This window comes from Armatimonadia bacterium (genome assembly GCA_039679385.1).
GTDB lineage: Bacteria > Armatimonadota > Zipacnadia > Zipacnadales > JABUFB01 > JAJFTQ01.
Genome location: JBDKVB010000087.1, coordinates 1 through 12,332 on the forward strand (window position 1 = coordinate 1; position 12,332 = coordinate 12,332).

A 12,332-nucleotide genomic window follows, 5' to 3' on the forward strand; every position below is an offset into this window, starting at 1 on the left:
TGGAGGACCTCCTTCATGGCGGCCTCTTTGTCTGGGTGAGTCAGTGCCGGATCGGGCCAGCCCCAGAAGTCCATCATGAAGATGCCGCCCCAGCCTTCTGCCTGCTCACCGCGACCGTTCTCGACAACGGCACGGACCTTGGCGAAGTCGAGGCGCTCTACAACGACGGCACCGAACTTGAGGGGAGTGCGAGCGACACAGGGCGTGTAGAAGGCTTCGAGCGACTTGACGCGGATATCGGAGAGCATGGGAGTACCTCCGGGAGGGTGCCTGGGCACTCAGGTGCCGTGGCAGGGGTGATCACAAACGACAGGCGACCGCCCGGTGGGCGGTCGCCTGAGAGTGACGAAGGGAGCCCGCTTAGGGCATCGAGGAGCCCTGGTACATGGAGGTCGGCTTGGGGGGCTCGTACTTGTTGGTGTTCTCGGTCAGCATGCGCTGCTCGCCGGTCTGGACGTCGCGGACGAGCAATCCGTGGGTGATGTAGCGGTCGGCACCGCGGGCCTTGCCGAGAAGCCCGGAGTAGACCAGCTTGGTGCCGTCCGGTGACCAGCAGACGCTGCGCAGGTCCTTCGCTTCGGTGTCGAAGTCCTGGGCAACTTCCAGGACCGGGCCGCTCTTGGGGTTCAGGGCGAAGACATGGCGTTCGGCCGGGGCTTGCCCACTCACCAGGACGCCGGTGGGAGACCAGCGGCCGCCGCTAACTGCGAGCGCCTGACCGGCCAGCTTCTTCTCCTGCGCCTGACTGTCATCGGGCTTGCGCAGGACCATGTAGTCGGTGATGACCTGCTGGTAGGAGGGGCCCATGCCCTCCATGCCGGAGCCACCGGAGCCGCCCATGTCCATCATCGTGGTCTCGACCTTGACGACCTTGATGTCGCGGCGCTGCATGAGGATCAGCGGCTCGGTGGGAGACCAGGCAGCGAACTCGACACCCTCGGCGATCTTGCGCTTGCTCGAGCCGTCGGTGGCGAGCATGTAGAGGACCTTCTTGGTGGTGGGCTCAGGTGGCGGCTGGTTCATGCCCTCCATGCCTGACCCTTCCATGCCTGGCTCCATACCCGGCCCCATGTCTGAGCCTTCCATCATGCTCTCCTCGGAGGACCGCATGACGGAGACGGGTGGCGGGACGAGCGCTTCGGCCGCGATCGGTGTCCCGACTGCCATCGTCTCGACGGCGATGGGAACCTCGACGATCACCCAGACGGCGTCACTCTTGTCGGTCCAGCCGGCCTGGATGAACTTCTCGTTATCGCGAACCGCATAGAGCGTGCGAGGCTCGCCGTCCTTGGAGCCAACGAGGACTTCGGTCATGTTGGCGCCGCGGGGCTCGACCAGCATGATCTTCTCCCTGTCGGGAGAGTACTGGAAGAGGTTGGGGTTGCCCACGTGCATGAAGAAGGTGACCTTTTTGGGGTCCTGGCGATCGATGACCCACAGGTCGGGGACGATGGTCTTGGACCCCTGCGGAGCGCGGTTGAAAGCGATCACGCCGCTGCTATCGGGCAACCAGGCCACGGGCTCCATATTGTAGACGAAGACCGGCTTCGTATCGACCGTCGCGTCGGCAGGGACGATCCCCGCCCGGATGTAAGGCAGCTTGCCTGCGTTGGGCGGGACGGTCCGAGTGAAGGCAATCCATTTGCCGTCCGGGGACCAGACCGGGTTGACGTCAGTGAACTGCTGGACAATGCCCACCTTCGCCAGCGCAGCCTCGTATTCCCCATCCTGCTGGGCGAGGACTGCCAGAGGGGCGAGCAGGGCAAGTAGCGCGAGAACTAGGGTTGAGCGCATGGCACATCGCCTCCTGAATCTGCAGGGCGCCGGCTATCCTCTGGGGCCCGCGGGTTGTGGTTGTGGTGGTGTGGGTTTCTTGCTGGTGTCGGGAACCTGTGAGATGCGGACCACGTCGCCGGTATCGATGTCGGTGACGAAGACGCCGTTGCCTGCTTCGTCAACGCCGCCGAAGACCAGACGCTTGCTGTCCGGCGACCAGCAGAAGGGCTTGCTGCCACCCGGAGCGCCGGCGAGATTGGCGGCGACGCGGCGGATGGGTGTGCCGTCGACAGGAGCGACCGAGAGGGAATAGGGTGCCTTGGTGCCCCACATGAAGGCGACGAACTTGCCGTCGGGCGAGGCTTCCATGGCGGTGGCGTAGGCAGAGGTGAGCTTGCGCTGCTCGTTGCCCTGGTCATCGTACAGGTAGACGCCGGTCTGATCGCCGGGCCACAGCGCGACGGGCCAGGGATTGGCACCCGGAGCGGGCTTGATGGAAGCAGCACATAGTTGGCTGTTCGGGACGGAGACAGCGAAGCTGCCGGCTCCGACGCCCCGGACGATGGGTGTGACCTGCCGGTTTGCCTTGCCGATGCCCAGCGCCTGAGCCTGCCCATCCTGGGCAACAACCCAGACGCCCGAGCCGTCGGCAGTGAAGGCGGCAGGACGTGCGAGGTCAAGAGTGGGGCAGAACCCGGAGTTGCGGGTGGAGTCCCTGCGAGCGGGGAAGAAGACGAGCGACTTGCCCTGCTCATAGGGGATCACGAACTGGTCCCCGGCCGGAGAAACGCGGACCCAGTTGAGGATGGCCGGGTACCACCGGGTGCTGTTGGCGCCTGACAGATCCATGCCATAGACACCCCAGGACTGGTACTGACGGGTCCCGAAGCCCTGGAAGGCAACAGCGACACCGACCCGCGAGCGATCCATGATGAGGGCACGACCGGCGGCGACCTTCGTCGGCTGGCCTCCGGTGAGGGGAACGCGGTAGAGACCCTCGAACTGGTAGTAGGGCTGGGCCTGCACCATCCCCTCACTGCCCATGCCGGGATCACCTACCATTCCGGAGCCCTCGCCATACATCGACATTGGCGAGGCAATGGGCACGATCGTCCAATCGTTGCCGGTGGAGGCGCTTACGCGACTGAACAGGACGCTAGTACCATCTGCCGACCAGGAGGGGCTGAGATCGAGCATCCCCGGAGGTGCGGCCTGCATTCCTTCCATGCTCATGTCCTGAGCGAAGGACGGAAGGGCTGCCACTACAGCGACCAACACGAAGAGGTACCACCGCATGGTATGGTCTTCTCTCCCTTCGGAATGTCGGACCCGAGGCTCGCGTGCGTAGCGGGACTAGGTCCACACTGACGACGAACCCGCTGCCTCTTGCGGAGTGCGGTTCTCACCCCGGGCTACAAAGGCCACAAGTGCATTCACTAGTTGAGACGTACCGCCTGCCTTCCAGGTTTCAGGCAGGCGCCAACCTGCGAGGCCACCCTTCGCGTGCGCACACGACGAGGGCGCACCTCAGTATAACAGTTATCCGCAGGATGCAAAACCTCCTTCTCGCTATTTGCGAATGCCTGGAGTCACCTTCCGAGCGCAACTTTCGCGCTGTCATCTGTCCAAGGGGATAGATGGGGATATGCGTTGACAGGCGGATGCTAATCCGCTATTCTTCGCGGCGGGTCGGTCAGGTGGGAGGGAGCCGGCGTGGAAACATGGGAAACACGCTCGTACCTCCTTCTCGCACTGACGTCGCCATCCGTCATTTGAAGGAGGTTGGGCGTATGAAGAAACTGACACTCGCCGTACTCGTGGGCACCCTCCTGGTTGTCACGAGCATTGCCGGTTACTGCCAGACCGCACGCAGCGTGGGTATGGGCATGACCGGTATCGGCACGGCAGACGACGCGGCAGCATGGCTGTTCAACCCCGCGGGTCTGGCGAGCATGAACGTAAAGCCGCAGGCCGGCAACGACGTGGCCTGGCAGTTCATCGGTGGCGCCGACTACGACGCTGATATGCCGCTGGATGAGGACTTCGTGCATGTCGGTGCCTTCGCCGACAACCAGGGCTTCGGCCTTGGCCGCATCAAACTTAACGACGTTGACGCCACGATCTACGGTGGCGGCTATGGCTTCAAGCTCAACAGCAACTGGAGCCTCGGTGCTAGCCTCCTGCACGGCAAGGTTGGCGGCGGCGTGTTCGTGAAGGCCGCAGACGCGGACTTCGACCAGAGCGAGACGCTGGTTAACGCGGGCGTCATGTACCAGTGGGTTCCGAGCTGGAGCGCCGGTAAGGCTGCCAAGCTGTCCGTCCTGTGCTTCGACACCTTCGACACGCTGCAGACCCTGTGGAATGCCGGCTTCTCCACCTACGTCGGCTCCAAGCTGCTCGTCGATGTCGACTGCCTAGACCTGCGCGACAAGACCGCTGCCAGCTTCGACAAGAGCGGTCGCATGTTCAACTATGGTGCCGAGTACCAGTTCAACGACTGGCTGACCCTCCGCGCCGGTTCTCAGGATGGCGACTTCGGCTTCGGCGGCGGCTTCAACATCGCCGGCTGGAAGATCGATGCGGGTCACATCAAGCTCGAGAGCAACGGCTACGACGCTTCGCAGACCCTGATCTCCCTGACCAAGGACTTCTAGGTCGCGTCGCGGGCTTGTCCCGCACCTGGTTCGCACAAAGATCGAGGGGCTGTCCATCTGGACAGCCCCTCGTTTTGTTCTCGGCAGATTGCCGCGCCCTCCGTGAGGGAGTTGTTAGTACCCACACGCCTTTGTCCACGTGCCTACGAGAGTTTCCGCCCTGCGCACAGACCGCTAAGGGCGTGTCGCCTCGGCGGTCACCAACAGGGCTCTGAGGGTGAGGCCGGCGTACCTCACCCCCGTCTCGCTCTCGCACGACTCCCCCACTCCCCGCGTGGAGTGGGGGCTTGGGGGGTGAGGTGCCGTTGCGGGCGCCGCGCTAGATCCGCACCTGGCGCGTGGACCCTTCGGAGCAGCTAGATCTTCCAGTACTCGTTGACCGGATCCTGGTAGGCTGAGACCTTGCCGTCGAAGACATCCTGGACACTGACGGTCGCGCCGCCGGCGTGCGAGGATTCGTAGAGCGCCAGGCACAACGACTTGGTCAGCTTGGTGGTCTGCGCGTCGATCTCGGGCTTGCGGCGGCTGAGCACCGAGTCGATGAAGTCCCAGCACTCCAGGGACACGTCGTTGGTTACGCCGTAGGGGAACAGCCTCGCGTAATCCTCCTTGCTGAGCTGGGCCTTGTACTCCGCCTCGATCTCTTCGTAGGTCTTCTTCGAGCCGTCAGCCATCGTCAGGTCGGCGCCGTTTTGGAAGGTGTGCATCCAGCCGCCTCGGTCCCGCGCACTGCCCTCCGAGCCATACAGAATCTGCGCTGCGACGCCCTCGCCAACCGCTGAGAAGGACCATGACCAGTTGCACAGGAGTCCGCTCTTGAAGCGGATCGTCGACATCCAGGAATCCTCGACATCCATGGGCTTGCGGCCGAGCTCCGGCGAGTCGATCATGACCTCCTGGAAGGTGCCCAACCACGCGCTGACTGTGTCCACCTCGCCGAAGAGGAAGTTCATCATGTCGGCGAAGTGCGCGCCGGCGTCGAAGATCATCCCGCCACCGGTGAGGAGCTTGAGACGGCGCCACTGTGACGCGTAGTTGCCGGCGTCGGCATTGAAGTCGCGGTTCGAGAAACCGATGACGGACAGGAAGCGCAGGTCGCCGATCATGTGAGCTTCGTTCACGGCCCAGTTCATGGCCCGGGCCTTGATGCCGCGACGCACCTGCTCGGCGACGGCGACGAACCGGTTGGCCTTGCGGGCTGCCTCGAGGATGCGGTTGCTTGCCTTGATGGTGATGCCGCAGGGCTTCTCGACCATCACATCGAGTCCTGCTTCGAGACAGGGGATGGCAGCAGTGTGGTGGAAGGCGTGCGGAGTGCACAGGTCGGCGGCGATGATGCCCTCCGCAGCGGCACCGGCAGCGAGGTCTTCGGCGGTGTTGAACAGCTTCGGCTCCCAGCCGAACATCTCCTTGACCTTGGCGGCGAAGGCGTCCCGGCGCTCCGGGTAGGGCTCACACAGGCCGGCGATCTCGAACTTGTCGAAGCCGGCGTCGAGCATGGTCTTGTAGCCGTTGAGATGCGCGCCGGCGATGCCGCCGGTGCCCACGATCGCGATCCGAGCCTTGCTGGCGTCTGACATGATGGAGTGCCTTTCTGAGTTAGGGTGCAGCGGCCGTGTACGTGCGGCGCCTCCGAAGAAGCGGTCGGGTCTCGCGGGTCTAGCGAATACGCGACTCGGTGTCCCACATATCAGCGTTCGCGCCGAGCTTGTCTTTGACGGGCCTGGTGGCGTCGCTGAGGCGGGCCAGAATCTGGGGGTCGAGGCTAAGGTCGGCGGCGCAGGCGTTCTGGCGTGCCTGGTCGGCGTTGCGCATTCCGGAGATGACGGTGGTGACAGCCGGTTGAGCCAGCAGCCAGGCGAGAGCGACGTCGGCCATGGGCTCGCCGAGTTCACTACAGACAGCAGAGATCTTGGCGATGGCCGCGAAGGTCTCCTCCTCGGCGCCCTCCTCGGTGTGGCGTGACTGCGGGCGAGTCGCAGCGAAGTGCCGGGTGCGAGCGCGACCCTCCGGCACCTGGTCGGCGTGGGTGAACTTGCCGGTGAGCAGTCCCTGCATGAGCGGGCTGTAGCAGATGATGCCGATTCCGTGCTCCACGCACAGGGGCTGGATCTCGTACTCGACGGCGCGGAACAGCAGGTTGTAGCACAGTTGGTTCGAGACAGGAGTGCCCGAGGCCATCAACTCGGTGAGGTCTTGTGGGCCGAAGTTGGAGACGCCGAGCTCACGGATCTTGCCCTCGCGCTGCAGCGCCAGGAGGGTATCCCAGGTCTCGGTGAAGGTGACTTCGCGGCAGGGCCAGTGGAGCTGGTACAGGTCGAGGTAGTCTGTCTGGAGGCGACGCAGGCTGTCTTCGCAGGACTTGCGGAGGCTGGCCGGAGTGTGATGAGTCGGGAGAGCCTTCGAGGCGAGAATCACCTGGTCGCGCATGCCCTTGAAGAACTCGCCGAGGATCTGCTCGGAGAAGCCATCACCGTAAGCCTCGGCCGTGTCGAAGAAGTTCACGCCGGACTCGAGAGCGGCCCTGATTGCCTGGTGGGTGTCGGCCTCATCCTGAGGACCCCAGGTGGAGTCGCCGACGATGGCCCAGCAGCCCATGCCGACGGCTGAGACCTCAAGATCGGAATTGCCCAGTTTGCGGTACTGCATCGGACTCCCTTTCTTTGCTAGGAGGAGGTCGTCCTGGAGGAGATACGCCTCCGGGAAGAGGCTCCCCGGGGTACGCGGCAAGTTAGGAGCCTTGCCGATGGGTCCACGGCGCTAATGGTATAACTGAACCGGCAAAGAGAGTCCAGAGGGGGAGGTTGTGGCAGCCCGGTCGCGCACAACCGGGCAGGTCTGATCGAGGCGAAGGGGGAAACAACCCCAACCAGGCGGGTGTGCGACACGACAATACAGGGAGTCTTCCTATGGATACCGTAATGCAGTCTCAGCGTGAAGTGCCTGTGATCGCCGATGTAGATGTGTGCGTGATCGGCGGCGGCCCCGGCGGGTTGCCCGCTGCCCTCGCAGCCGCACGGCAGGGCGCTGATACGATGGTCGTCGAGATGCAGGGCTTCTTCGGTGGCATGGCGACGGCGGGGCAGGTCGGCCCGATCCTCGGTCACACGGGCTCGAGAGCTCACAACCCGACGATTGCCGGCATCGCGCAGGAGATCTGCGAGCGCATGGCGGCCATCGGGGAGGCGACTCCGTGGGAGGAAGCCGTCAAGCAGTGGGGCATCTCCTTCAACACCGAGGGGCTCAAGGTCATCGCCGACCGGATGATCCAGGAGGCCGGAGTGAAGACGATGCTGCACACCTTCTTCGTGGACAGCGTCGTCGAGTCGGGCCGGATGACCCATGCCCTGGTCGCGAGCAAGTCCGGCCTTCAGGCAATCCGCGCCAAGGTCTTCGTCGATGCCACAGGTGATGCCGATGTCGCCTTTCGTGCCGGCTGCGAGTGCACCCACGGACGCCCGGCTGATGGGAAGCCCATGGCTATGGGCAGCATGTTCCGCATCGGCGGAACGGAGACGCTGACGCCTGAAGTCCGGAAAGCCTGCATGGAGAAGACGCGCGAAGCGGTGCAGGCAGGACTGAACATGTACAACGCCGGCATGGGCGGTCATGGCTCGACGATTCGGGCCGGTGAGGCATCGGTCAACATGACGCGGTACGGGGGAGACTCGGCGAAGGTGGCCGACCTCACCGAGGGCGAGTTCGTGACCCGCGACCTGGCCTGGAAGGTGCTGGAGGTATGGCGGTCCGTGCCCGGCGCCGAGGGGCTGTACATGATCTCGACGCCGCCGCATGTGGGAGTGCGCGAGTCGCGGCAGATCGTCGGCGACTTCCGCCTGACCGGCGCCGACGTCGTCGAGGGCCGCAAGTACGACGACAGCGTGGCCCGCTGCAGCTACTGGATCGACATCCACTGCCCGCGAGGGATGGTCTCCGGCGGCCAGGTACACCTGTGCAAGAAGTCCTGCCCGCAGTCGGACTGCTACATGCTCACCGAGCACCTCGAGGAGCTGCCTGAGGAGCTGTACCCGCCCGACGGCGACTGGTGCAGCATCCCCTACGGAACGCTGGTGCCGAAGGGCATCGAGGGCATCCTGGTCTCCGGACGCTGCATCTCCGCCGACTACCAGGCCATGGCTGCCAGTCGTGTGATGGGTCCGTGCCTGGCGATTGGCGAGGCTGCGGGAACTGCTGCGGGAATCGCCGTCAAGGCCGGAGTGACGCCGCGCGAGGTCGACGTGCAGGCCCTGCGCAAGACTCTCACCGACAACGGGGCGCTTGTGTAGCACGCCCTGGATACACCGAGGAACAAGAAGGGGGCCGAGGAGTCGCAAGGACTCATCTCGGCCCCCTTTCGATTCAGGTTGGCAGTGGTGCTAGAGCTCGACGCCGTCGGGGTAGAGGCTGCGGAACTCGTCGGCGATCCGGTCGCCGGTGGAGATCCCGAGGCGACTGGCACCGGCGCGGATCATGGCCAGCGCTGCCGCTGCGTCGCGGATCCCGCCGGCAGCCTTGATGTGCACAGCGGTTCCCGCGGTCGCCTCGCGCATGAGCGCCACATCCTCGACGGTTGCGCCGCCCGTCGCCAGGCCGGTGGAGGTCTTCGCGAACTGGGCTCCCCCTTCGGCTACCAGGCGGCAGCCGATGCGCTTCTGTTCGTCGGTGAGGTAGCAGTTCTCCAGGATGACCTTGACCGGATGCCCCTGGGCCTGGCGGACTACTCCCGCAATGTCGGCGCGAACCGCCGCTTCCTTGCCGCTTCGCAGCAGCCCGATGTTGATGACCATGTCCAGCTCGTCGGCGCCGTCGGCGATGGCGGCATGGGCCTCGGCACACTTCGCCTCGGAGGAGGCCGTTCCGAAGGGAAAGCCGACGGTGGCGCCGACCAGGACACCCGAGCCTTCGAGCAGCCTGTTCAGCGCCGCCACGTGACAGCTATTGACGCAGGCGAGCTTGAACTGGTAGGCGAGACACTTCTCGGCGAAGGCCGCCAGGTCGTCGAGAGTGACGTCGGGCTTGAGCAACGCCTGGTCGATCATCCGCACAAACTGAGTGCTGTCGATCCGCACGGTTGGTACACCTCAGTCTTTCAGGCCCCGAAGGCGCTTTGGCAGTCCCTGCTCGTGCATCGAGGCCAGCAGGGCCAGCGTCTGGGTGTGCAGGGTCGCCCGATCGGTCCGCGCCAGGGCCAGCGCCTCGTCGGCGACTTCCGGCGTTAGGGGCTTCGCCCGCGAGGCCCCCAGGACGCCGATCAGCACATCACAGTCATGCACCAGGCCCATCACTTCCTGCAGGTCGGCAATCGGTTCGTAAGCCTCGCGCACCCTCTTGCCGAAGAGATCGAGGAACACCTCCAGGGCGTATTTGAGCTTCTTGACGGCGATCCGCATCCGGTGGAACTCGCGGAGCTTCGTGGGCTCGCAGGCTTCCTTCTCCAGCGCAAAGGCCTTCTTAGCCCTGGAGGCCACGGCTTCACGACCGAGCTTGACCAGCGGCATCTCCCAGACGGGGGCATGGGCCTCGGCGCGGTCATGCACAAGCCGGTCGAAGTCGGCGCTCAGGAAGGGCAAGGTGGCGTTCAGGGTCGCTGCGAGGTTTCCGTCCTTGTCACGGCGGTCCGCCGCGAGCTTCTCCATCAGGGGCTGCAGGCCCTCTGCCAGGCCATCGCGACGACCGGCCAAGCCTTGCAGTTGCAGGCCGAGTACGTCCAACTCACGGCCCACACCCAGGGCGTCATTCAGACGTTCCAGGTGCTCCAGATGCCGGTCAAGGCGCTGTTTGCCGAAAGCCGGGCGGAACAGACGAGCCGCCTCTCGCAATCGCTTCGTTGCCACGCGCATGTCATGAAGGCCGTCAACGTCGCCTGCTCTGACCTCGGCTTCGTAGCTGAGCACAGCCTGGGCTTTGGGTAGCAGAACCGCCGACATGGCCTGGCCAACGGGGGTGTCAGGTGTGACGCCCTCCAGGGCCTGGGGCTTCGCCATCCGTCTCGTTCCTCACAGTCCGCAACGTCCTGGGGCTGGGGCTACACGTGTCACTATCTTCGCCTCGCCGGGGGCGAGTCCTGCATGGTGGCTGTTAAGGGAGGGGAGTGGGTGAGGGTCCTCGCCTCGCCAGGGCCAGCAACACTACACCCGCCAGCGCCAGGTTGCTGACAACCTGCGCTGTCGTCTGAACGCCCAGGCAGGGGATGAGCACCAGGCCGCCGAGGAGGGCGCCGATTGCGCCGCCGAGCAGATCCCAGGCATACACTCGTGCAGCCGCCTCCGAGGTGCCCCCAAAGGAAGTCGCCAGAGCCACGGTGAGCGGGTACAGCAGGCCGATCAGTAGGCCACCCAGGGCGGCGAGGAGCCCCAGCACCGTCGGGATCACTGCCGGAGTGGACTGCAGCGCCGTCGTGATCGGCGCGAACAAGTAGGCCAGAGCGCAGGCCGCAGATCCCAGGGCCGGTGCAGCCCAACCGGCCCGCGACAGCAGACCACGACGCCCGCCGAGCCATCCTCCCAGCGCAAGACCCCCCATGTTCAGCGCGGTCAGAATCCCGATCTGGTGATACAGGTACCCGGCGAGAGCCTGGAAGGCCAGCATCACCGCCAACTGCAGCCCCATCGCCAGACAGCCGAAGGCGGCGGCGAAGAGTCCCACTGAGAGTCGACCGACCGGTGCCATGCCTCTCCCGAGAAGTCCGGCAACCAGCGCTCCAAGAATCAGCCACAAGCTGCCCTTCGCCGCGCCGGTCAGCCGGTCCAGAATCTGCGGGCCTGCACTGGTCTGCTGACGCAACCACAGCCGCAGGTAGTTGCGTGCCGTCACGGGGAGCAGGTCGGCATTGGGTGGCTCCGGCGCGCGGGTCAGGTCACGCAGATAGCGGTCGGTTTGGAAGGGCGAGAGCGCCTCGGTGAGCGAGAAGTCGGTGACGAACTGCGTCCGCACATGCCGCTGTCGCAGACGTCGGCTGAGAGCCTGCGCCGAGGTCGTGAGCCCGTCGGGTTGCCGCGACGCCAGGAACTGTGTGCGGTAACCGGGGACGGCAAGGACCTGTGGGAAGACCGAAGTGAGGGCCGAGTAGATGGCCGCGTGGATGGTGCGGTGCTCTGAGGAGACGAAGGCCTCGCCGCCGGTCAGGCTGAGGGCGAACACACCGTCGGGAGTCAGGTGCGCGGCGACCAGGGCAAAGAACTCGCGCGTGTAGGTGCGGTTCAGGGCGGCCGTGGTCGGCTCAGGCATGTTCACCAGGAGGACGTCGGCCGGTGCCAGACCGGCCAACTGCAAGCGGACGTCTCCTGGGAGAACCCGCAGGGAAGGGGACGAAGAGGCGAGCATCCAGGGCGCTACGAGACGTAGCAAAGCGGCATTAGCCTCAAGAACCTGAAGGCTGGTCCCGGTCCCTGCGGAGGCGAGATGCTTGCTCACCTCGCCCACCACCAGCGGGTCTGAGGCGCCGACAATCACCACTCGCCGAGGGTGTCGGTGTTCGAGCAGCGGCAGGTGTGCAGTCCACTCGGCGGCCTCGGTGTCGTCGCTGGTGAAGAGCAGGGAGCCATCCAAGAAGACACTCGACTGGCCGCCGTTGCGTGTCAGGGCGAGATTGCCGAAGCGCGAGTCTACGGAGCGCTCCAGGCTGAACCCGCGCCAGCGGCCTGATAGCGACCAGCGATCAAGCCCCTCCCGGAGCGGCGACACGACCGCAGCCAGCATCAGCAGCACCGCAAGCCCCGCAGCAAGGAACTGCAGCCCGCGACCGGAGCTTCGGTTCGGCGGTGCCTGGGAGAGTCTGAGCAGCCCCACGGCACTGAGGGCATTGAGGGCTCCCAGCACCAGGCCAAGGCTGACCGGCCCGTAGTGGTCGGCGAGGAGGAAGTGGAAGAGCAGCCCGGCAGTGAGAGCGCCGAGGGCTTCGAG

The 12,332-nt window shown here is 65.2% G+C and carries 10 protein-coding genes; 2 read left to right on the forward strand and 8 right to left on the reverse strand.

Annotation, left to right across the window (positions count from 1 at the left end):
• From ABFE16_10105 to ABFE16_10115, 3 genes are all read right to left on the reverse strand, one after another.
• Positions 1-248 (reverse strand): hypothetical protein (locus ABFE16_10105; GenBank protein ID MEN6345653.1); only part of this gene is annotated, 248 nt, incomplete at its 3' end.
• A 112-nt stretch (positions 249-360) separates the two neighbouring features.
• A complete protein-coding gene (locus ABFE16_10110) occupies positions 361-1,794 on the reverse strand; it encodes a hypothetical protein (protein ID MEN6345654.1) in 1,434 nt (477 codons plus the stop codon).
• 33 nt (positions 1,795-1,827) lie between these two features.
• Positions 1,828-3,072 (reverse strand): hypothetical protein, encoded by a 1,245-nt coding sequence (locus ABFE16_10115; GenBank protein ID MEN6345655.1) that lies wholly within the window; start codon positions 3,070-3,072, stop codon positions 1,828-1,830.
• A 494-nt stretch (positions 3,073-3,566) separates the two neighbouring features.
• Between ABFE16_10115 and ABFE16_10120 the strand changes: the two genes are divergently transcribed.
• Positions 3,567-4,430, forward strand: coding sequence for a hypothetical protein (locus ABFE16_10120; GenBank protein MEN6345656.1), 864 nt, complete (start codon positions 3,567-3,569; stop codon positions 4,428-4,430).
• Positions 4,431-4,786: 356 nt separating this feature from the next.
• Here ABFE16_10120 and ABFE16_10125 read toward each other — a convergent pair whose 3' ends face one another.
• Entirely contained in the window at positions 4,787-6,010 is a 1,224-nt protein-coding gene (locus ABFE16_10125; GenBank protein ID MEN6345657.1) for a Gfo/Idh/MocA family oxidoreductase, read from the reverse strand.
• 79 nt (positions 6,011-6,089) lie between these two features.
• Positions 6,090-7,079 (reverse strand): aldo/keto reductase, encoded by a 990-nt coding sequence (locus ABFE16_10130; protein MEN6345658.1) that lies wholly within the window; start codon positions 7,077-7,079, stop codon positions 6,090-6,092.
• 260 nt (positions 7,080-7,339) lie between these two features.
• Here ABFE16_10130 and ABFE16_10135 point away from each other — a divergent pair, with 260 nt between their 5' ends.
• Positions 7,340-8,716, forward strand: coding sequence for an FAD-dependent oxidoreductase (locus ABFE16_10135; protein MEN6345659.1), 1,377 nt, complete (start codon positions 7,340-7,342; stop codon positions 8,714-8,716).
• Positions 8,717-8,806: 90 nt separating this feature from the next.
• On the opposite strand, the gene deoC is transcribed toward ABFE16_10135, so the two are convergent.
• The 3 genes from deoC to ABFE16_10150 form a co-directional block, all read right to left on the reverse strand.
• The gene (gene deoC, locus ABFE16_10140) at positions 8,807-9,499 is read right to left on the reverse strand and encodes a deoxyribose-phosphate aldolase (protein ID MEN6345660.1); all 693 of its coding nucleotides are present in this window, start codon (positions 9,497-9,499) and stop codon (positions 8,807-8,809) included.
• A 12-nt stretch (positions 9,500-9,511) separates the two neighbouring features.
• Complete coding sequence (locus ABFE16_10145; protein MEN6345661.1) at positions 9,512-10,414, reverse strand: CHAD domain-containing protein; 903 nt, start codon at positions 10,412-10,414, stop codon at positions 9,512-9,514.
• Positions 10,415-10,508: 94 nt separating this feature from the next.
• Positions 10,509-12,332 (reverse strand): hypothetical protein (locus tag ABFE16_10150; protein ID MEN6345662.1); only part of this gene is annotated, 1,824 nt, incomplete at its 5' end.